This window comes from Algoriphagus sp. TR-M9 (assembly GCF_027594545.1).
Classification (GTDB): Bacteria; Bacteroidota; Bacteroidia; order Cytophagales; family Cyclobacteriaceae; genus Algoriphagus; species Algoriphagus halophytocola.
This window is the reverse complement of the sequence record NZ_CP115160.1, coordinates 4,146,887-4,167,573: the sequence shown is the minus strand read 5'-3', so window position 1 is coordinate 4,167,573 and position 20,687 is coordinate 4,146,887. Positions and strand designations below refer to the sequence as shown.

The 20,687-nt window shown below is 43.1% G+C and carries 18 protein-coding genes; 12 read left to right on the top strand and 6 right to left on the bottom strand.

Annotation, left to right across the window (positions count from 1 at the left end; all coding sequences use genetic code 11):
• Positions 1–13: 13 nt before the first annotated feature.
• The 8 genes from PBT90_RS17800 to PBT90_RS17765 all read left to right on the top strand — a co-directional run bounded on the left by PBT90_RS17800 (position 14) and on the right by PBT90_RS17765 (position 8,485).
• Positions 14–1,306: an oligosaccharide flippase family protein gene (locus PBT90_RS17800; protein WP_270130466.1), complete on the top strand. Its 1,293-nt coding sequence runs from the start codon at positions 14–16 to the stop codon at positions 1,304–1,306.
• On the top strand, positions 1,299–2,213 hold the full coding sequence (locus PBT90_RS17795) for a glycosyltransferase family 2 protein (protein ID WP_270130464.1): 915 nt from the start codon (positions 1,299–1,301) through the stop codon (positions 2,211–2,213). The genes PBT90_RS17800 and PBT90_RS17795 overlap by 8 nt, the downstream gene beginning before the upstream one ends.
• The gene (locus PBT90_RS17790; protein ID WP_270130462.1) at positions 2,204–3,616 is read left to right on the top strand and encodes an O-antigen ligase family protein; all 1,413 of its coding nucleotides are present in this window, start codon (positions 2,204–2,206) and stop codon (positions 3,614–3,616) included. The genes PBT90_RS17795 and PBT90_RS17790 overlap by 10 nt, the downstream gene beginning before the upstream one ends.
• The gene (locus tag PBT90_RS17785) at positions 3,613–4,488 is read left to right on the top strand and encodes a class I SAM-dependent methyltransferase (protein ID WP_270130459.1); all 876 of its coding nucleotides are present in this window, start codon (positions 3,613–3,615) and stop codon (positions 4,486–4,488) included. Before PBT90_RS17790 ends, PBT90_RS17785 begins: the two co-directional genes overlap by 4 nt.
• Before the next feature lie 75 nt (positions 4,489–4,563).
• The gene (locus PBT90_RS17780) at positions 4,564–5,682 is read left to right on the top strand and encodes a glycosyltransferase family 4 protein (RefSeq protein ID WP_270130457.1); all 1,119 of its coding nucleotides are present in this window, start codon (positions 4,564–4,566) and stop codon (positions 5,680–5,682) included.
• A 13-nt stretch (positions 5,683–5,695) separates the two neighbouring features.
• Positions 5,696–6,844 carry a glycosyltransferase family 4 protein gene (locus PBT90_RS17775; RefSeq protein WP_270130455.1) on the top strand — a complete coding sequence of 383 codons (1,149 nt, stop codon included), beginning with the start codon at positions 5,696–5,698 and terminating at the stop codon, positions 6,842–6,844.
• The gene (locus PBT90_RS17770; protein WP_270130453.1) at positions 6,820–7,995 is read left to right on the top strand and encodes a glycosyltransferase; all 1,176 of its coding nucleotides are present in this window, start codon (positions 6,820–6,822) and stop codon (positions 7,993–7,995) included. The genes PBT90_RS17775 and PBT90_RS17770 overlap by 25 nt, the downstream gene beginning before the upstream one ends.
• A 79-nt stretch (positions 7,996–8,074) precedes the next feature.
• Positions 8,075–8,485, top strand: coding sequence for an OsmC family protein (locus PBT90_RS17765; RefSeq protein ID WP_270130447.1), 411 nt, complete (start codon positions 8,075–8,077; stop codon positions 8,483–8,485).
• Positions 8,486–8,717: 232 nt separating this feature from the next.
• Here the strand turns inward: PBT90_RS17765 and rlmF are convergent, their stop codons facing one another.
• The 4 genes from rlmF to PBT90_RS17745 form a co-directional block, all read right to left on the bottom strand.
• A complete protein-coding gene (gene rlmF, locus PBT90_RS17760) occupies positions 8,718–9,674 on the bottom strand; it encodes a 23S rRNA (adenine(1618)-N(6))-methyltransferase RlmF (protein ID WP_270130444.1) in 957 nt (318 codons plus the stop codon).
• A 1-nt stretch (position 9,675) separates the two neighbouring features.
• On the bottom strand, positions 9,676–10,407 hold the full coding sequence (locus tag PBT90_RS17755) for an SIMPL domain-containing protein (RefSeq protein ID WP_270130442.1): 732 nt from the start codon (positions 10,405–10,407) through the stop codon (positions 9,676–9,678).
• Between the two features lie 67 nt (positions 10,408–10,474).
• Positions 10,475–10,867 (bottom strand): helix-turn-helix domain-containing protein, encoded by a 393-nt coding sequence (locus PBT90_RS17750; protein WP_270130440.1) that lies wholly within the window; start codon positions 10,865–10,867, stop codon positions 10,475–10,477.
• Between the two features lie 126 nt (positions 10,868–10,993).
• The gene (locus tag PBT90_RS17745; protein WP_270130438.1) at positions 10,994–12,475 is read right to left on the bottom strand and encodes a M14 family zinc carboxypeptidase; all 1,482 of its coding nucleotides are present in this window, start codon (positions 12,473–12,475) and stop codon (positions 10,994–10,996) included.
• Between the two features lie 91 nt (positions 12,476–12,566).
• Between PBT90_RS17745 and PBT90_RS17740 the strand changes: the two genes are divergently transcribed.
• Complete coding sequence (locus PBT90_RS17740; protein ID WP_270130434.1) at positions 12,567–13,580, top strand: dipeptide epimerase; 1,014 nt, start codon at positions 12,567–12,569, stop codon at positions 13,578–13,580.
• A gap of 208 nt (positions 13,581–13,788) precedes the next feature.
• Here PBT90_RS17740 and PBT90_RS17735 read toward each other — a convergent pair whose 3' ends face one another.
• On the bottom strand, positions 13,789–14,484 hold the full coding sequence (locus PBT90_RS17735; RefSeq protein ID WP_264807834.1) for a response regulator transcription factor: 696 nt from the start codon (positions 14,482–14,484) through the stop codon (positions 13,789–13,791).
• Positions 14,481–16,199 carry a sensor histidine kinase gene (locus PBT90_RS17730; RefSeq protein WP_270130429.1) on the bottom strand — a complete coding sequence of 573 codons (1,719 nt, stop codon included), beginning with the start codon at positions 16,197–16,199 and terminating at the stop codon, positions 14,481–14,483. The genes PBT90_RS17735 and PBT90_RS17730 overlap by 4 nt, the downstream gene beginning before the upstream one ends.
• 211 nt (positions 16,200–16,410) lie before the next feature.
• Between PBT90_RS17730 and lysA the strand changes: the two genes are divergently transcribed.
• The 3 genes from lysA to PBT90_RS17715 all read left to right on the top strand — a co-directional run bounded on the left by lysA (position 16,411) and on the right by PBT90_RS17715 (position 20,213).
• Positions 16,411–17,643 (top strand): diaminopimelate decarboxylase, encoded by a 1,233-nt coding sequence (gene lysA, locus PBT90_RS17725; RefSeq protein ID WP_264807832.1) that lies wholly within the window; start codon positions 16,411–16,413, stop codon positions 17,641–17,643.
• A 229-nt stretch (positions 17,644–17,872) separates the two neighbouring features.
• Complete coding sequence (locus PBT90_RS17720) at positions 17,873–18,916, top strand: PorP/SprF family type IX secretion system membrane protein (RefSeq protein WP_264807831.1); 1,044 nt, start codon at positions 17,873–17,875, stop codon at positions 18,914–18,916.
• Between the two features lie 97 nt (positions 18,917–19,013).
• On the top strand, positions 19,014–20,213 hold the full coding sequence (locus PBT90_RS17715; RefSeq protein WP_270130426.1) for a PKD domain-containing protein: 1,200 nt from the start codon (positions 19,014–19,016) through the stop codon (positions 20,211–20,213).
• Positions 20,214–20,687 lie beyond the last annotated feature (474 nt).

The window sequence follows — 20,687 nt, the reverse complement described above, 5'->3', positions numbered from 1 at the left end:
ATCCTGATCTGGCATGTTGGAAAAACTCAATCAGCTCATTCCCATTGGAAATATCTTCCGAAACAAGTCTCTTCAGAATTTTCTGTTTTTGGCGATTATCCAGTCCTCCAATGTTTTGATTTCCATTATCTCTATGCCTTTGCTGATCCAAAACATAGGGGTAGATCAATTTGGCTTGGTCAGCCTCTCCTTATCCGTCATTATTCTATTGAACATTATGGTGGGTTTTGGGTATAACCTGAGCGCTCCCCGCGAGGTGGCCATTCACCAGCAGGATAAAGAGGCACTCTCCCATCTACTGTCCAATGTCTTCTCAGGCAAGTTTTTGCTGGCAAGCTTCTCGGCATTACTGATCCTAATCGGGGCTTTCGGATTCAACTTGTTCAAAGAGTACCAAATGATCCTGGTGTTTTCCAGCATGCTTTTGTTTTCAGAAGCTACGCTGCCACTTTGGTTTTTTCAGGGCATGGAAAAAATGAAGCTGGTCAGTATTGCAAATGTTTTCTCCAAGCTCTTGTACCTGATGGGTATTGTGCTGTTTATCCACAGTCCGGAACAAAGCCGATGGGTGAATTTCATGATGGGCTTTTTTGGTCTGGGAATTAACTTGGTATTGCTTTTTTATATCCATAGTTCTCTTCAGATCAAGTTCTATAGACCGCAGTTTTCAGCTATTTGGGCCAGTTTGAGAGAAAATGTTTTGTTTTTCTTTAGCAACCTTACCGGTTACATTTCGGTAAATGGAGGATTGATAATTTTCAGTTTTTTCGCTGGGGCGGAGACTTTGGGCATGTACAGCTTGGCCGAGCGGGTGGTAATGGTACTTCGCTTGTTTCCGGCTTTAATTGTTCAGGCGATTTACCCCAATGCCTCCAAACTGTATAGTCAGGATGAGTTGTCCTTTTATAGGTTTTTAAAAAGCGTTTACTTCAAAGTATTGGGAATAGGAGCTATGATTGCACTGGCTACTTACTTTTCCGCTCCCTGGATTATTAAGACCTTGTCCAAAAGCGATCTTCCGGATTCAGTCACTTATCTGCAATTCCTATCTCCTTTGTTGTTCCTTTCCTGTCTCAACATTCCGAATATAACCATGATGCTCGTGCTGGACTTGAAGCAAATGCTATTCAAAGCAGGCTGGATGATGTGTGTCTACATGATAGTGACTAGTTCGGTTCTGACTTATTTTTACCAGGGCATTGGGCTTTGTATCGCTATTTTGTCCACAGAAGTTATTGCTTATTTGATCTGTATGATCCTTTTATTCACCCATAACAGGAAGCAATTCCGAGCCTTTTATGTCTGATATTCGGGTTGCTGTCATATTGCTCAACTGGAACGGGATTGAATTCACTCGCGCTTGCTTGAACTCCCTGAGCAAAGTCGATTTCAGGGATTTTAAGGTGATTTTGGTGGATAATGCCTCCCAAAACCCAGAAGGCGAAGCGCTGAAAAATGAGTTTCCAGAACTTGATCTGATCCAAAATTCTGAAAACCTTGGCTTCTCCGGTGGCAATAATGTAGGAATCCGCGCTGCCCTGGATCAGGGTTTTTCCCATGTGCTGCTGCTGAATAATGATACGGAGGTAGAACCGGATTTTTTGGGAAAAATGACGGAGCAAATCTCCAGTTATCCTGAAGTGGGAATAGTGCAGCCCATGATTTGCTTTTTACATGAAAAAGGGAAAATATGGAGTGCAGGTGGCACATGGAAGCAGGCTTTGGGTAGGGCAATCACCAGAGGCGACCGGCGTATGATAAGTGCTTACCAGCCTGCCTCAGTGAATCTGGACTGGGCTACGGGCTGCTGCATGTTGCTTTCCAGGGAGGCTATACAAAAGGCAGGTTTGCTGAATGAGCAATATTTCGCCTACTTCGAGGATGTAGAATGGTCCCTGCGGATCAGAAAATCCGGATTTAACATCCAGCTAGTTCCTGCTGCCAAAATCTACCATGAAGCTGGGGCTTCCTCCAAAAAGAAACATGATGAAGGTACTTTAAGTCCAAGCGTATTCTTTTGGCATGTCAGAAATCAGTTTTACCTGATCCGTAGCCAGGGAAGTCTGCTCGGGTTTGCTTATCACCTGGGACGGTTTATACTTTGGATGGGGTATTTTCTTTTGAGAGGTAGATTTAAGAAATTAAAGGCTGTAGCCCGAGGTATGGCTGCGGGACTGAGTGATCAATTGCAAGCTGCTCCGAAATGGCCATAATATTCTTTCTTCTGATTGCCGCTGCTGTAGGTGCAGGTTTTCTTTGGGTAGTCCAGAAAATGGTCTTTCAGGGGAAATGGAGCTATTTTATTTATTTTCTAGCGGCTTTTCTACCTTTTTATATCACGAGTTTGAGTCTGGCCTATTTGACTACCCGCTCTACAGTGGTGGTGAGTTTATTTCAGGTTTCAAAGGAATTCATTGTGTTGATAGCTGGACTTTCATTTTTGGCTTACCAGAAGCGCTTATTCAATTATCCTTTCCGGTTACAGTCCACGGATTGGTTTATGTTTTCTTTTCTGGGGTTGGCTGTATTATTTCTGTTTTTGCCCATAGGGCAAGCTTCTTTTGTAAATAAGGCGCTGTATTTTAAAAGTATGCTGATTCCTTCATTGGTGTACTTTTTAGGAAGGAACACTAATTTTTCTGGCTTTGAATTAAGGAAGTTATTTCAGCTGATCTTCGTGGTGGCCATCGCTGCCTTTTTGGTTAACCTAGTGGAAAGGTTTCTCCTTGGCGCTCATCTACAGCAGTTCACCGGTTATGCATTGTTTAATCAAGTGGTCAATAATATTGAGCCGGAGGGGAACTATGGGTTGACCTGGACTTTTGAGACCACCAATGCGATGAAGCGTTTGGGGAGTTTTTTCTCGGATCCGCTGGAACTGGCGAGTTCTGTCCTGATGGGCTTTTCGGCCGGATTGATTTGGTTTTTGACTACAGAGCGGGAGCAGCAGTGGAAATACCTGCTGGTGATGCTGTGCAGTACGGGCAGTTTGGTTTTCGCTTCATCCAGGGCTTCTTTTGCCGCCTTTTTTCTGATGATTTTCTTTATAGCCTTGGTCTTCAGGCTGTACAAATTGATAGGCATTGGTCTGCTCAGCTTAGTTGCTTTTGCAGGATTTATCTTGTTTTTCGCTTCGGATGACCTGTATTTTTATGTGATAGACACCCTTACATTAGCTGACACTTCCAGTGTAGGCCATGTGGTGGAATGGGCCCTGGCACTGGAGTCCATGTTATCCAATCCCATGGGTATAGGTTTGGCCATGAGCGGAAACTTTGGAAGTGTATCTGATGAATTGAGAGTGGGAGGGGAAAATCAGTTTTTGATCTACGGGGTGCAGCTGGGCTGGGTTGGGATGTTACTTTACATTGGTACATTATTTTCTGGAATCCGAAACGCTATCTTTGTTTTCAAGAATTCAGAAAATCTAAATATAGCCAGGATGGCATTTGTGGCGGGTACAGTGAAGGCAGGATTGCTGCTGCCTCTATTTACAGCCAATGTGGAAATATACACTTATGTATCTTGGGTCTCTTGGTGGATGGTGGGAATTAGCATCAATGAATATTCACGCCTCCGCTTACATTCACATCAGACGGAATTACAGAATAAATGATTTTATACAGAGCATGCCCTATTTGCAAGTCCAAGAATCTAAGAGGATTTGCCATAGACACTTATAGAAATGGCCCTCATATTTCCAGAGTAAAGTGCGCAGATTGTGAATTGGTATTCGCTAATCCCATGGCTGATAGTCAGGAGTTGGCAGAATATTATACCAATTATTATCAGAAGGAGCATTACGAAGCTGTTGATTACAATAACCTTATTGTCAATCACTTCAAAAGAATTGCAGGTTTGGGCGGAGCCCAGGTCAAGCAGGAAGCCAGGTTTCTGGGGAGCTTAAAAGAAGGAGATAGGTTTTTAGATGTAGGCTGCGGCTTGGGTCTGGGACTTGCGTATGCTCACCAGTTGAATTGTAAATTGTTTGCTACGGAGTTTGATTCCGGAGCATTGGATTTTGTAAAAAGTCACTTTCCAGTGAAAACTTTTCAAGGAGATATTTGGGATGCAAAGTATCCTGATTCCTTTTTTGATTTTATCCACATTTCCCATGTGATCGAGCATGTGCTAGATCCCAAAGGATACATCGCAGAAATGAAGCGAATTCTAAAGCCGGGAGGCTTTTTGGCAATAGGGACTCCGAATATGTCCAGTAACCTGTACAGGTTTCACCGCTGGTCAAAGTTACTTAGACTTCAGGTACCTGATGTAATAGATGGACTAGAGCACACCTTTATTTTTCCTAAAAAGTTGCTGAGAGAGATCTGTGAAGAGCAAGCTTTAACGGTAGAGTTGCACTATACGCATAATTTTGGGGAGAAACTGAGTAATCTAATGGGCTATCAAATGCCTTTAGGTAAAAAGTTAAATCGCCTGATCCAAAATGCTTTTCAAGTCAACCAGTGGGTTGTTTGCAGAAAGTAAGTAGAGTTTAGAATGACTTTTGCGGTTTAGGTTGTTGCTGATTAATTCATTTATATTTGATCAAATCCGATAAAATTGAAAGTCCTCCTAGATCTACAATATCTCAACGTGGCCACCACAGGAATCAAAACCTACATGATGGAGCTTGCCCATGCGGCAAGAACTTATCCACATCCTGAGATAGAATGGATTTTTTCGCACGATCCAGAAAAACAAAGTGCAGATCAAAGCTTCAAAAACCCCCAATCTAAAGTTCAGCGGCTGAATTATCACCTGGATTACTTTAAATGGAAGGAGTTTCAGCTCCCTGATATGGTTAAAAAACACCAGCCTGACGTGCTGATTTGTCCGGATTTTGTCTCTCCGGCAGCTTCATTGCCCTGTAGGAGATTGACAGTTATCCACGATGCTTTTTTTTGGCAGATGCCTCAAAACTATCCCAAGTGGTGGAGAACTTATTTTTTGAGATTGATTAAAAAGGGCTTGAAAGAAAACACAGAAATCATCACCACCACAGAATATTCCAGAAAATCCCTCTACAAATACCTGAAAAAAATCTACCCCATGACTGTGATCCATCAGGCTCCCAAAAAACTGTCTGAAGGGATTGATGCCACTTTTTTGGAAAATCACGGGCTAGAGAAGCAGCGGTATTTTCTGCATATTGGCACCTTTGATAAGCGGAAAAACCTGCCTTTGTTGGTACATGCATTTGCAGACTTTCTCAAGGAGACTAATTCGGATTTCAAATTGGTTTTGGCCGGTGGGGCGGGTCAAAGTGTACAAATGAACGACAAACCTCTGGTAGACTCCCTGCTGGCTGAGCTGCAGCTCCAGGACAAGGTGATCCTACCCGGATATATCAGTGACCTGCAGGTGAGGACTTTGTACAAGGGTGCCTTTGCTTATGCTTTTCCATCCGAAAATGAAGGGTTTGGGATTCCAATAGTGGAGGCGATGTCATTTGGAGTACCGGTGATACACGCAGGCCAGCCTGCGCTGATGGAAGTAGCAGGTGGGGCAGGCCTCGCTGTGCAGACTGGAGATCGACTGGATTTGAAAGAAAAAATGATACTTTTGAGCACCGAAAAAAAGAGGGTTGCGGCTATGATTAAAAATGGCCTGGAGCAGTCCCAAAAGTTTTCGGCAAAGAATTTTATAGAGGGATTTCATCAAGTAATCCTTAAAAATTAATCATCGCGATCCATTGACTGTACTTTTTCTTAACAGCTCTTCAGACCTATACGGCTCCTCTAGGATCTTGGTAGAAGTGGTAAAGACGTACCGAGAAGCAGGATTTACCCCCGTGGTGGTCATGTCTGAGCCAGGCCCCTTGCAAACCTATTTTTTAGAACTAGGCATAGCTGTCGAAATCCAAAATCTAGGGATTCTGAGAAGGAAATATGTCAATTTTGCCGGATTGATGAATCGCCTGAAAAAAAACTACCAGGCTTACCGATTTCTGGACAAGCTGCACGAGCGCTATCAGTTTGAGTTGGTTTATTCCAATACGCTTGCAGTGGTGGTGGGAGCCCAGTGGGCCAAGTGGAACAAACTTCCGCATATTTGGCATATACACGAAATTCTACTCGGACCGGCGCCCTTGGTGGCTTTGCTAGGCAGGCTGCTGGATAGAACCACCCCTTCACCCATAGTGGTATCCGAAGCGGTGAGGTCGCACTGGAAGGATAGATTGAAAACGGCTAATCCTAAGGTTATCCACAACGGAATTCCTTATGAGGAATTTCTCCAGAATAGCGCTCCAGCTAATACCATGGCCGAAATTCCTATTGACAAGATAGTCATCACCATGGTTGGGAGGATTAATCCAGGGAAGGGACAGCTTTTTTTTCTTGAAATGGCAAAGCGGATTTCTGCTACTTATCCACAATGCCATTTTCTGCTAGTCGGAGATCCTTATCCTGGTTATGAGTCCATTGAAGAGGAGATGCTAGCGTTTATAGAGCAGAACCAACTTGGGCACGCAGTGAGTAATCTGGGTTTTCGCGAAGACATTCCGGCCATACTTTCCAGAACAGATATTTTTGTGCTTCCATCCATCCTTCCAGACTCCTTACCCACAGTGATTCTAGAGGCTATGGCGGCGTCTTGCCCGGTGGTAGCGACGCAATCCGGTGGTGCTGTAGAGATGGTGAAAGAGGGGGAAACAGGATACTTAATTCCAATAAACGACATAGAAGAAGGAGTTAATGCATTAATTAAGCTAATTTTGGATCCTGAGCTTCGACAGACTTTTGGTGAAGCGGGCAAAGAATATGTACTGGAGCATTTCGGTTTGGAGAGTTTTAGAGAAAATATTAAGGACCATTTATGGCAGCAGCTAAGAAAAAGTTAAAAGTAGCCATAATGGGTGCAAAAGGGTATCCCTACGTCTATGGAGGGTACGATACCATGATTCGTGAACTGGGCGAACGTCTGGTCAAAAAGGGCGTGCATGTACGGGTTTACAATCACAGAGCGCTTTTTCCACAAAAGCCCCGTTATGTAAATGGCATAGAATGCATTTACACGCCGGCTATTGAGTCCAAAAAACTCACCCAGCTTTCCCATAGTTTTTTCTCCATGATGCACGCCTGTTTTTCAGATATTGACGTGATACTCGTGGTGAACAGTGCCAATGGACCTTTCGGTGCGATAGCCCGGTTTTTTAGGAAAAAGACCGTAATAAATGTGGATGGCCTGGAGTGGCTGAGGCCCAAGTGGCACGGGATTGCCTCCAAATACTTTTTCTGGGCATCAAGAATGGCCACTAAATATTACGACCAGCTCATCAATGATTCGGATGAAATGCAACGGGTGTATAAGGAACTCTTCGACGCTGACTCTAAAGTCATTGCCTATGGTGCCAATCCGCGGGAAGATGTAGAGGCCACGCCTATAGAAAAATGGGGACTGCAGTCTCAGGAATATTTTCTGATCGTAGGGAGATTGATCCCTGACAACAATGCAGATCTGATTATAGAGGGATTTCTGATGTCTGATTCGCAGCGCAAACTGGTGATCGTAGGGGATGTGCCTTTTGATGATGAGTATGCCAATGTGCTCAAGCAGAAAGAAGATGAGCGGGTGCTATTTCTGGGTTATGTGACTGATGCAAATGAGCTCGCGGCCTGGTATTCGCATTGCTATGCTTATTTCCATGGGCATGAGTATGGGGGTACTAATCCGGCGATGTTGAAAGCGCTTGGTTTTGGCTGTGCCATATTGGCCCTAGATACTCCCTTTAATCAAGAGATGCTTCAAAACGGAAAGCATGGCTGGTATTTCAAAAAAACGAAGGATTCTGTGAAAGACATCGTAGAAGCTGCTGAAAGTAGCCAAGAGCGGATGGCTTATTTTCGGAAAACAGCACGTACAGGATTAATTCAGCGCTACAACTGGGATCATGTGACCGAGCAGTACCTGGAAGTATTCGAGCAGCTTTCTGGTAAAAAGGTCCTTAAAAATCCCCCTGAGGCTCCTAAATTTCAAAAAGTGGAGCGCTGAGAAAATGTCCTTTCAGTTGAACTTTCCGAGGATCATTATCCTTTCAATACTATAACTTTTAACCCTAAATATTTTAACCATGATCAGAAAAGCAACCGCCGTATGGCAAGGAACAGGAAAAGATGGGAAAGGCCATTTGAGCACACCAAGTACTGTTTTGGACAAAACCCAGTATTCTTTTGGCTCCAGATTTGAAAGTGGGGCAGGCACTAATCCAGAGGAGCTGATCGCTGCTGCGCACTCGGGCTGTTTTGCTATGAAGTTGAGCTTCAACCTGCAGGAGGCAGGATTCACTGCCGATGAACTGGATGTGACCGCAAATATCACATTTGAAGATGGAACGCTTAAAAAATCCCACTTGGTACTAAAGGCGAAGGTGGAAGGAATTACGCAGGATAAGTTTGATGAACTGGTGAAGGACGCTGAGGAAAACTGCCCTATCTCCAGAGTTTTAGATTTGGAAATCAGTGTGGAAAGCACGTTGAACTAAGATCCAAGATCCAAGAGTCAAGATCCAAGATCCAAGATTTTAATATCAAGTATCAAGATTTAAGACATAAAAACGGCGCTTTGAATTCATTCAAGCGCCGTTTTTGATTACCGTAATTTCAAATCTCAAATCCACCAATTTCAAATTCTAGCCCCATCTCCACTTCCTATCCCTCCAGTTCTCCTGCTGTTCGAGATTCCCGCCTCTGTTCGTGTCCCACGAACAGAAATTATCAGAAATCCCATCGTCTTTTCCTCCAGTTTTCCTGTTGCTCTGGATTCAGAAAGGTCCAGGCGATAAATCTGGTTTTCTTGTTTCCATGAGTCATCTGAATGATTTTTCGATCCGAGACATTGGCTTTTTTTAAGGCTATGATCAGGTCTTTCAAATGCTCTTCTTTGGAAACCAAAGAGGTAAACCAGTAGCAATTGAACTTGAAAATTTTGCTCTCCAAGATCATTTTTCTGATAAAAGTGAGTTCCCCTCCTTTGCACCACAGTTCATTGCTCTGTCCTCCAAAATTCAAGGTGACGTTTTTGGTGGATTTGCCTTTAAGGTTTTTGACTTTTCGGGTACTCCCGGCCATTGCAGCTTCTTTGGATTCATGAAAGGGAGGATTGCACATCACCAAGTCAAATACATCGTCTGGCTTAATCATTCCGCTCAGGATTTCCTTGGGATTTTCCTGCCGCCTAAGCATAATCTTGTCTTGCAGTTGAGGATTAGAAGTCAAGTTTTGACCAGCTGCGCCCAAGGCTTTTACATCGATTTCAGAGCCTACAAAATTCCACTTATACACTGTACTGCCCAGTATAGGGTAGATACAGTTTGCTCCTGTACCTAGATCCAGCACATTTATTTTTTCACCAGGGGGAAGCTTGCCAGCGTTGCTTTCTGCAAGCAAGTCTGCGAGGTGATGCAGGTAATCTGCCCTACCCGGAATGGGCGGACAGAGATAACCAGCCGGTATATCCCAATCTGAAATCTGATAAAAATACTTCAGCAATGCCCGATTGAGCTCCTTTACTGCTTTTGGATTGGCAAAATCTATACTTAGATCTCCGTATTTGTTTTCAGCTACAAACTTCTGAAGTTGCGGCTGTGTCTCGATTAACCTGGGGAAATCGTACCTCTCCCTATGTGCATTTCTAGGGTGAAGAGAGGTTTTTTCTGTGGTGTTTTGTTTCACTTTAATCTACTTCAAAGATGAGCTTCATGGTAATGGAGGCTGTTTTGTTTTTGTCGGCGGTGTTAAAAGTACCTCCCCAGGAATAGTCCTCACCGGAGTTTTGTCCGGTGATCTGGAAGATACCCATATTTGCTGAGATCAGATCGCCTAGACGGCCCTTGGAGTTTTCTGCGATTCGCTCAGCGCGAATGCGTGCGTCTTCGGTAGCTTTGGCGATCATCTCCAGCTTCAAGGATTCCAGCCCGGTGTAGTAATAGCGGGGCTGCTGGGAATAGAAGGCAATACCCTCTGTGAGCAGCTCGGTGATCTCCCTTGAAATTTTCTCCACTTTTTCCACCTCATTGGATTCGATTTTTAGGGATTGATTGAGTGTGTATCCATCGAAGGTCTGACCTAAATACCTCCCGTCATTGGAGTAGTTTTGCTGGTATTTTGGATTGGTATTTACTGCATTAAAGATCAGTTTCTCTGCCGGTATTCCTTTTGAAATCAGGTATTCAGTGACGAGTTTTTTGTCTTTTTCCAGATCTGCATAGGCGGATTTCAGGTCGAAACTTTCCCTGCTAAAATTGCCTTCCCAAACCACGAGATCGGAGGTGAAATTGCTCTCTCCCAAGCCTGTGACGTTGATCGTGCCCTGTGGTCGGTTTCGGTTGATAATCGCGTTTCCTAGTACGATAGATGCAATTACGATCGCTACTGCGAAAAGAATGGCGGAAAGGTTCTTGTTCATGGTTTTAAAAATTAAGTCTAAAAGCTAGGTAACAAATAACCCGCCAAGAAGCGGGATTTAAAGTTGTTTAACCATGTATTAAATTTATTTCTGAAAGTTCCTTCCCAATCTGATGAATCCCAGATAGAATTTTCTGAGTTTGTTTATCAGAAGGTTTTTTTTGCCCTTGTACATATTGAGAAAGAAGTGTCGGATTCATGCCTATTTTTTCAGCTAAAAATTTAGAATTCAACACTTTATAGTATTGGAAGAATTGTTGGAAATCAATTTCAAATTTCAAATCCTCGGCCTTAAAAACTATGTTTTCTTCCTCAAAATAGAAATTGACTGCTTCCAATGCATTGTGAAGTAATTCCGGAATAGTAGCTCCAGTTGTGAAAATTGCATAAGACTCTGAAAAAGCTGAAAAACCAGTGTCAGTCTTTTCCAAAATCATTTTAAGTTTTTGTGTCTTCATCATCGTTCATTTAGCAATTCCCTCATCTTTCTCAAGTAACCTCAAAAGTTCAGAACTCTTCATATAACATTGCTACTAAAAAATGATTCCAAAAGGTAAACAATAATTTACCTTTTGGAAAATAATAAATCAATAAACACGCTGCTTAAACTCCTGATCTTTTGGGTTTTCCAGATCTATCAAATAACCATTCACCACGGCGTATTTCCGAACTCCATCCTTCTCCAGAAAGAAGTTTGTGCTTTCTCCCGTTTTCCAACCTGAGGAGAATGATTCGGTACTATTCAGCACCAAAATCGGAAGATAATGTAAATCACCTTTGGCTCCATTTTTTACATTGACTGCCAAATAACCTTCTCTCAAAAGCTCTATAGCCCTCGCTTCACCTATGGAATCTACCGAGTCAAAGCCTGTTTCATAGACCTTTCCCTCCGCATATTTAAATCCAGAAGCATCAAATTCCTCCAATCCAAAGTACACCTGTAAATCTCCCAGGTCATCTACCGAGGCCGAAACGGAATAGCTTTCGCCAGCGCTGTTTTCTCTTCTTCTGATCCCTAGGTCTACTGGGAAGAATTTGCCGTTTACTGGCACCTGCACCTCATGAATCAAGAGGTCTACGAGTTGCAAGTCATTGTCTGGGATTGCGAAGTATTCGGAGATAGCGTATTGCGTATAACTTTGGGTGGCGATTTGCTCCAGGGCATTTAGAATGATCATGAAGTTCAGTTGACGGATAAATTGCTTATCAGGATCATTGGGATAGCCACCCGACTCGATCAAAATCGTACTGGTGCCCCATTTGGTGATGTTGTCACCAAAAGCCCTGGGTTCAAAGGTATCGTTGTATTTGCCCACATGTCCAGGTACCACTTCTTGCAATACCTTGTTCATCCCCACTATGGTCTGCATGGCCCGGGTACGCACCTCGTTTACGTCGGTAGCATAATTGTATGCAGGTGCCAGTACAGAGATAGTTGCCTGGTTGGGAGTTCCTGAGGCGTTGTAGTACGTTTGCTGATCGTGTAGGTTAAATCCAAATTCCGGTTCAAAATCATCTCTTGCGTTTTTCAGAAGGATGGCTTCCGGAGAAATCAGGGAAATAGCATCCCGGTTCAAATCTATATCGATGGCATTTCTTCGCTTAAACTCCTCTGCTCCATCTGGATTGATCATAGGGATAAACTTCAGATCAAGGGATCTATGGAGTAAACTTCTCAGCTCATCGTATTCATCTCCGCTAGCCTCCAGAAAATTGAACAAATCAAAAAGTGCCATGGTAGCTGTGCTTTCATTGCCATGCATCTGGGACCAAAGCATCACTTTGGTGTCTCCACTTCCCCAGTCCAAACTGGAAATGCTCCTTGCTTCTACAGATTGTCCCAGTTTAGTGATTTGAAAAGCTCCGGCATGTTTCTCAATTAAAGGTTGTAGATCCGCATGTTTGAATCTGCGATGTGTGATAGAGGGTTCTTTGAATTGAGCGTAAGCAGCTTCCAAACTAGCCGTAGGAGTGGCCTCATGCAGGGGAGTGTTTGCTGTTTTGCAGCTGAATAGAATTGTCAAAAACAGCAAAAACAGGCTAGAAAATATGGGGTATTGAACTTTCATGATTATTTTTCTATTCTAGTATTTGAACATAAATCTAAGCATAGGCAGCAGAAATCTGCTTAATTTTGCTTGAAATTGAATATTTGGCCTAATGAATTTATCCTACCAAGTCGAAGACCTCCCGCTGAAGCATACTTTTACCATCGCGCATCAGAGTCGGGATGTGCAAGATACGCTCATCGTAAAACTGCAAGACGATGCACGCATTGGTTTGGGAGAATCCACCACCAATCCTTTTTACGGAATGACGATTTCTAATATGACTGAATGTTTGGAGAGTGTCAGGCCTATAGTAGAAAAAAGTGGTTGGGAAACACCAGCCGAACTTTGGGATTTGGGAAAGGAGATTTTTAAGGAAAACCCCTTTGCGCAGTGCGCTCTGGATATGGCAGCATGGGATTTATACGCCAAAAAGTGCGGAGTCAAACTATATGAGCTTTTGAAGCTGGATCCGGCTGCTATTCCTACTACTAATTTCACCATTGGCATAGACACTGTGGAGAAAATGGTTTCTAAAATGAAGGAAGTTCACTGGCCTATTTACAAAATAAAGCTGGGTACCAGTGACGACCTGGCGATTATCCGGGAGCTGAGAAAGCATACAGATGCTGTTTTTCGTATAGATGCCAATTGCGCCTGGACGGCCGAGCAGGCCATAACTTACTCGGAAGAGTTGAGCCAGCTCGGAGTGGAGTTTATGGAACAGCCTTTGGCAAAGGATGACCTGGAAGGCATGAAAGAGGTTTATAAGCATTCAAAGCTGCCAGTGATTGCTGATGAAAGCTGTATAGTGGAAGCTGATGTGAAAAAGTGCAAGGGTTTGTTTCATGGAATCAATGTAAAGCTGGTCAAAGCCGGAGGAATCACCCCCGGACTCAGAATGCTCCGGGAAGCCAAATCCTATGGGATGAAAACCATGGTAGGGTGTATGACGGAATCCTCCGTGGGCATCACGGCCATTGCGCATATTGCACCATTGCTGGACTATGTGGATATGGATGGAGCGATGTTGCTTGCCAAAGATCCTGCAAAGGGCGTGGTGATTACCCCCGAAAAAGTAGTTTTCCCTGAGGGAAATGGAATAGGAGCAGAAATGGTTTTTTAGTACCAAGTACCAAGTAGCAAGTAGCAAGTCGCAAAAGCTCAGAGCCAAGAATCAAGATCCTAGATCCTAGAGTCAAGAATCAAGCCTCTAGAACCGAGAAACAACATTTTAGAATAATAAAAAATCCGAAGCACTTTATTGTCGCTTCGGATTTTTTGGATATTTCTCTTTCAAACTTTAATCGTGCTCACATCAAACATTGGGCTTCTCATCCTTCACTGACGATCAGCTTGAATCCTTCTCCGTGTACGGTTATGATCTGCACCTTTGGGTCGTCTTTGAGTAGTTTACGGATTTTGCTGAGGTAGACATCCATGCTTCTTGCGTTGAAGTAGCTATCGTCCCCCCAGATTTGCTTCAGGGCATGGCTTCTATTGACCAAATTATTGATCTCAGAGGCTAGCAGGCGAATCAGTTCATTTTCTTTGGAGGTCAGCTTATGGCGCCCTTTGGGCCCATCGAGAAACTGCTCGTCGTAGTGCAAGGTGAAGCCACCGAACGTATAGACCTTCAGCGCAGATACCTCCTCGTTTTTATGCGTCCTTCTCAGGATAGCATTGACGCGTAGCAGCAGCTCTTCCATACTGAACGGCTTGGTGAGGTAATCGTCTGCACCGATTTTCAGGCCTTCGATTACATCGTCTTTTTGATTTTTGGCAGTCAGAAAAAGGATGGGAAGGCTTTCTTCTACTTTTTTGATCTCCTTGGCCAAGGTAAAGCCGTCTTTTTTCGGCATCATAATGTCCAGAAGGCACAGGTCAAATTTGCCTTTCTTGAACTTATTCCATCCTTCTTCCCCATCTCTGCAGAGCGTGGGTTCAAAGCCTTTCATTTCCAAATATTCCTGTAGGATATCTCCCAAATTCGGATCGTCTTCGACCACTAATAGTTTTGCTTTACTCATTGTTTTTTTGGTAAGTTAATGGTGAATGTGCTGCCTTTACCCGGCTCGCTTGATACTTGGATTCCGCCCTTATGGGCCTCTAGCATAGTTTTGACATAGGAGAGTCCCAGACCAAAACCTTTCACGTCGTGGACATTGCCCGTGGGCACCCGGTAGAATTTATCAAAGATTTTCCGCTGGGCATCTTTGCTCATTCCTATTCCTTCATCCTTGATCTGTATGTAGACTTGGTCGGAGGTATCATGCGCTTCCACGGTGATAAAAGGGTTGTTCTGCGAATATTTATTGGCGTTGTCCAAGAGGTTATTGAAAATATGCGTCAGGTGAAATAAATCTCCTTCGAGCAGCGGATCTTTAAGATTGTTGGTAAAGGTGATCTGTCCACCTTTTTTTTCTACCTGTAGCCCGAAGTGATCCACAGTGCTTTCCAAAATCTCGGAGAGGTTGAGATTTTCGATTTTCAGTTTAAAATCCTTTTTATCCAACGCAGCCGCTTGCAGAACGTTTTCTACCTGGGAAACCAAGCGTTTATTTTCATCCTTAATAATGCCCAAATAGCGCGTGCGAAATTTATCCTCAGCCGATAATTCAGGGTCCTGCAGTGCCTCCACCGCAAGACTCACGGTAGCCAGGGGAGTCTTGAACTCATGGGTCATATTATTGATGAAGTCATTCTTGGTATCAGAAAGTGCTTTTTGTCTATAGATCACCCGTATGGCATAGATGAAGCAAAAGATAATCACTACAATAAATAAAATACTGCTGGAAATCGGTAGCCAGACTTCCTTGATGACATGGGTCCTTTTCTCAGGAAAGTAGATGTAGAGGTAATTGTTTTTTCCTAATATATCATTAGGAAAAAGCTTTGCCTGGGTTCCTTTTTGGATTAAGGTAAACTGTTCTTTAACCTGTCCTATGGGAAGGATTCGCCCATCATCATTGAGCAGGCCCAGTTCAAAGTCCTCGGAAATATTGCGGTCAAGTAACTCCCCTTTCACCATTTTTTTTACCTGTGCAGTATCCAGTCTGTCCAAAATTGCCCGCTGCCCTTCTGCCATCTCTTCCCACATTCTATTGAAATAGTCAATTTTGAGATTGGCTTTTTGGATTTTTTCCATGAAATCCTGGGAAATATTGACTTCAGGGATCATTTCTGTGTAGTACTGGGTGGTAGCCTGCGTAGGTTTTTTAGGCATTTTTTCCAATCTGTCCAGGTACTGAAGCTGCCTTTCTTTCTCCTGAAGGAGAATTTCCATTTCATCAGGTGTAAATAAATTTGAAGCCAGCTCCGGAGTCATATAGGCGAAAAATGCTTCTAATTCCTTTAACGCGCCTATTTCTACGCCTCTGGACTCCAGCATTCTTCTGAAAGTGGGGCTTACCGTAGGGGCTTGCTCCTGAAACATGGTGTCTACCATAGACGGCCTGTTACGTCGGACAGCCCGGGAGTGTATCTGCAATTGAATGGGTTCGATCTTTTCAAATAGGGATTTCTGCAAGGCCGAATCCCTAGCCAGATAGGTAAAGACAGCGTCGGAAGTCTCACTCTGCTCCAGCTGGGCTACCGTGCTGGATAGTGCCTGATAGACATTTTGGTCAAATCGCTCTTGATTGATCCGGATGGCATTGTTCACCCAATAGAATTGAAAAGCGATCAATCCCAAACTAGCCAGGGACATCAGAACTATGATCAGTGTGATATTACTTTTCGACATTGTACAAATTTAAACCTATAATCAGGGCATTCAGGGAGCTTAACAATATTTAACCCAGCGCTAGACTTCTAGCTTTGTTTCATTATAAGCAGATCAGCTTGTTGCCAGTTCCTGCGGGGCTTATTCTAAATTAGGCTTTAGGCAGTTGAAAAAGTGAATTAAGGCATCCTTTTTTTGTTATTTGGCTATCTTTGCCCCCAAATTTCATCACATGTCAGCAGTTCAAAATCCACAAGAATTACAAGGCGTCAGCTTGCAGTCCATTGCCGAAGCGCATGGTAATCCAGTATATGTTTATGATGGGGAGAAAATCATGAGCCAGATCAAATCCCTTCAATCTGCATTTTCTAAAGTCCCTTTGAGAATAAAATATGCTACCAAAGCACTTTCTAATATCAATGTGCTTAAGCTGGTGAAAAAGGCTGGAGAAGGGGTAGACGCGGTATCTGTGGAAGAAATCAAGCTATGTATGGAAGCAGGCTTCACCTCAAATGAAATCATGTACACGCCTAGCGGGGTACATTTCAGTGAGATCGAGGAGGCGGTAGCTATGGGAGTAATGGTCAACCTGGACAGTATATCCTTGATGGAGGATTTTGGGGCAGCATTCGGAGATTCCGTGCCTGCCTGTATCCGCATCAATCCGCATATCATGGCGGGAGGAAATGCAAAAATTTCTGTTGGCCATAGCCAAAGTAAATTTGGTGTTTCTATAGAACAGCTTCAGGAGATTTTAGAAGTGGTGAAAAAATATAAGCTGAAAATCGTGGGGCTCCATATCCATACGGGTTCTGATATTTTGGATGCTGAGATTTTCCTCAGAGGAGGCAATGTCTTGTTTGAAGCAGCGATGAACTTTCCGGATCTTAAGTTCTTGGATTGTGGAGGGGGATTTAAAGTGGCGTACAAGGCAGGTGACCCGGCTACTGATGTGGAAGAAGTTGGAGCCAAAGTTTCTGAGGCCTTTAATACGTTCTGCGAGCGGTATGGCAGGAAGTTGGAACTGTGGCTGGAGCCTGGCAAGTTTCTGGTAAGTGAAGCTGGCTACCTGGTGGTGGAGGCAAATGTGGTTAAAAAGACCCCAGAGATCACCTTTGTAGGGGTGAATACCGGTCTTAACCACCTGATCAGACCTATGATGTATGATGCCTATCACGATGTGTACAATCTAAGCAACCCATCGGGCGAGGTGAAAAACTATCATGTGGTAGGTTACATCTGTGAGACGGATACCTTTGCCAAGGACCGGCAGATAGCGGAGGTCAGAAAAGGCGATTTGCTCGTGTTTAGAAATGCCGGGGCTTATGGCTTTAGCATGGCTTCTAATTACAATTCCAGAGTTCGCCCTGCTGAAGTGCTAGTGTGGGAAGGTAAAGCACATTTAATCCGTAGAAGAGAAGAATTTGCAGCTTTGCTGAAAGATCAGGTGATCTTGGATATTTAAGGTGATAATCCGTACTGGCTTAGATTTTGGTATAATTATTGAATCAAAGTCGGGCTAATGTGAATAGAAAGAAATAGAATCTTCTGCACATCAAAGCATTGATTTATAACTTCCTTGATTGAATGCCCCAATCATAAGCCCTAGTAGTTATAAAACGCGAAATCATAATAAATTAACCTCTTCCTGTCCGTGAAATCATAGATTTGTAATAGGTTGGGTGTAGTTGTGTATGAATAGAATAGTCATTTGTGTATTCTTAGCTATTGGGGCTATTTGTTGCATTTTTCCAGATGCCAAAGCTCAGGATACCCAGTATTCTCAATTCTATGCAGCGCCACTTTACCTGAATCCGGCTTTGACTGGGGCCAGCGAACTCACCCGTATCGGGGTGAATTACCGTAACCAGTGGCCAGGGTTAGATCATAGTTTTAATTCTTATTCAGCATACATCGACCACTATATTTTTGATTACAATAGTGGGGTAGGTCTGATTTTCAATGGCAGTCAGGAAAGTATGGCCAATCTTTCCACCAATGAAATTGGTTTGTCCTACGCCTATAGGCTAAAGCTCGGTGAAGATATGTTTTTCAGAATCGGAGGGATGGTCAGCTATATGCAGCGGGATGCTTTTTTCTCCGACTTGGTCTTTGGGTCTCAGATTGATATCATCAATGGCACAGTAGGTGGGATTACCGATGAACTCGATGGCATTCCAATAGATAGCCGCTATAGCTTTGTGGATTATAGCTTTGGGGGGATGTTTTATTCTGATAAGATTTGGCTTGGCGCCTCGGCCCATCATATCACTGAGCCAAACACCTCTTTTGTGGATGACCAGATTTCAAAACTCCCCATGAAACTATCTGCGCAAGGAGGAATTCGCTTTGACTTAGCAGGAGGGCGAAGGGATTATTTTACTCATGCCTATGCAGAGCGATCCATTTCTTTTGCTTTCAATTACAAACAGCAAGACCCATTCAATCAACTTGATGTAGGCACACAGTTATTCTTGGAACCACTGGTTTTGGGGCTTTGGTATAGGGGTTTGCCGACTAAAAACGATTTACCAAATAATGAGGCCATCATCGGACTGGTGGGAGTTTCATTGGAAAGCGGATTGGATATAGGTTATTCTTATGATGTAACTATTTCAAAATTGGGTCAGAAGAATAGTGGAGGAGCTCATGAAATATCCTTGACTTATAGATTTTTATGGGGAGATCCAAAAAGCAGGAATGCGAGAGCCAGGACTATACCATGCTTTAGATACTAGTCATTATCATGGGTTTGCCGGAGCACCGTTAAACAGCTATTCGTTCCTGGCCTTTCCTATTTTAATGTCATTTGATGTAAGCAAGTAAAACAGATCAATGCTTAAAAACAGGCTGTTAAATATTTTTAGCATTTATGCGCTATTAATGGGTTTTTTACCTAGCGTTTGCTTGTTTGCTCAGGTGATTGATCCTGACACTTGGGAAATCTGCGAAGGTGATCCTGTCACCGTGGAACCTGGATTTGGCCAAGCCGGAAGCGATGCACAATATACCTGGTACCATGATGCCAGCGGTACTTCCGTAATTTCGGATGGAACATTCAATGGAATTGAATATCAGCTGGGCAGCAATGGAGAATTGACTATTCTTGGGTTGAAATATGAGTCCACTGCCAATACCTACATCCAAGCCTCTACCTATAACTACTATGTAGAGCTATCCGGACCTAATATGCCTCCCTCTCCTATGAAGCATATCAAAGTTCGTGTTTTTCATGTGCCAAGGCTACAGACTACTAAGCCTCCCACGGTATGCGATCCGGATGGATCGGTAGATTTGAGCTTATCTATCGAAGAGTTTGACCCTGAAGTTTATGATTATCAACTAGTCAGTCCGTCTGGGAATACTGTTTCGATTGATGATATTTATGACCAACAGGAAAATGGTTCTTACTCAATTCGAAGTAGCTTTAAAGAGTTCGAATGCTGGTCGGCTTGGAAGCCCCTAGATGTGACCATAGCACTTTCAACTTTAGAGCCTGCTTTTGACTACGAGACTAATCTGGGTATGGGCAATGTGCTGCAAAATGGAACGGCGCAGGTGTTACAGCCTGTAGACTTTTTTGATGTTACGCCTTGGGAAGTCAGCTCTTGGCATTGGGATTTTGGTGATGGTCATGAAGCTACTATTCAAAACCCAACACATTCTTTTGGGGCTAAGGGAATTTATTCTGTGGTATTGACTGCAGAGGATGCTATTGGTTGCTTGCATACTTTTGAGCGATTGGTTGAAGTCAGAGATGATTACCTCGTGATATTCCCTAATGCTTTTTCACCCTCCGGAAAGAAGAATAAGCATTTCAAACCTGAATTTAAAGGGGTAGTGGATATGGATTTTTATGTGTTTAATACCTGGGGTGAGCTACTATTTTTTACCCAAAATCTCGATTCTGAAGGCTGGGATGGTACCTGGAAAGGAAAATTAGCTCCCGAAGGTAATTATGTGTACAAAGGGTTTTTCCGCACTAGCTCAGGAGTGGAAATCATCCAAGATGGGGTTTTCAGCCTTATAAGGTGAATGCAGTTAGCAAAGAGTTCTTATTCCTATTGGGAGCCTTAATTAATTAAAATTCCCGTTTGCCTCAATCGATTTTTGAGCTTGGCTCCACCAACTCTACCGAATGAAGAATACCTATTCATCTCCCGTAGTTTTGGCGATTTTACGATGGTGATCGCTAGAATAGAGTTGCAGGGATTTTTTTTAATAATCTTAGAAAATTTTTTTCATACCTGAAAAACAGGCTTTTGTCTTTTGATACCTAAAAAAAAGCATCATTTCAGCTGTTTTTTGATTATGGTAATATTTAAAGAAAAACTATACTTTTTGAAGATGCATTTCGTTTTTTCAGGTTAGCTCAAAACTCTTGCAAATAAGAATTTTTATCTACTTATTTCGATAAAATCACCAAATAAAAGAATATCATTTTGCGGTATATTAAATACAAAAAATAATATTCTAAATAATGAAATACAGTAATCTTCATTTGTACGG

Bases quoted from the DNA above. Each gene is read 5' to 3' on its own strand.
- PBT90_RS17765 (WP_270130447.1), top strand. From the start codon at position 8,075: ATGATCAGAAAAGCAACCGCCGTATGGCAAGGAACAGGAAAAGATGGG.
- PBT90_RS17715 (WP_270130426.1), top strand. From the start codon at position 19,014: ATGCTTAAAAACAGGCTGTTAAATATTTTTAGCATTTATGCGCTATTA.
- lysA (WP_264807832.1), top strand. From the start codon at position 16,411: ATGTCAGCAGTTCAAAATCCACAAGAATTACAAGGCGTCAGCTTGCAG.
- PBT90_RS17735 (WP_264807834.1), bottom strand. From the start codon at position 14,484: ATGAGTAAAGCAAAACTATTAGTGGTCGAAGACGATCCGAATTTGGGA.
- PBT90_RS17790 (WP_270130462.1), top strand. From the start codon at position 2,204: ATGGCCATAATATTCTTTCTTCTGATTGCCGCTGCTGTAGGTGCAGGT.
- PBT90_RS17770 (WP_270130453.1), top strand. From the start codon at position 6,820: ATGGCAGCAGCTAAGAAAAAGTTAAAAGTAGCCATAATGGGTGCAAAA.
- PBT90_RS17730 (WP_270130429.1), bottom strand. From the start codon at position 16,199: ATGTCGAAAAGTAATATCACACTGATCATAGTTCTGATGTCCCTGGCT.
- PBT90_RS17785 (WP_270130459.1), top strand. From the start codon at position 3,613: ATGATTTTATACAGAGCATGCCCTATTTGCAAGTCCAAGAATCTAAGA.
- PBT90_RS17720 (WP_264807831.1), top strand. From the start codon at position 17,873: ATGAATAGAATAGTCATTTGTGTATTCTTAGCTATTGGGGCTATTTGT.
- PBT90_RS17740 (WP_270130434.1), top strand. From the start codon at position 12,567: ATGAATTTATCCTACCAAGTCGAAGACCTCCCGCTGAAGCATACTTTT.
- PBT90_RS17745 (WP_270130438.1), bottom strand. From the start codon at position 12,475: ATGAAAGTTCAATACCCCATATTTTCTAGCCTGTTTTTGCTGTTTTTG.
- PBT90_RS17800 (WP_270130466.1), top strand. From the start codon at position 14: ATGTTGGAAAAACTCAATCAGCTCATTCCCATTGGAAATATCTTCCGA.
- PBT90_RS17795 (WP_270130464.1), top strand. From the start codon at position 1,299: ATGTCTGATATTCGGGTTGCTGTCATATTGCTCAACTGGAACGGGATT.
- PBT90_RS17755 (WP_270130442.1), bottom strand. From the start codon at position 10,407: ATGAACAAGAACCTTTCCGCCATTCTTTTCGCAGTAGCGATCGTAATT.
- PBT90_RS17750 (WP_270130440.1), bottom strand. From the start codon at position 10,867: ATGATGAAGACACAAAAACTTAAAATGATTTTGGAAAAGACTGACACT.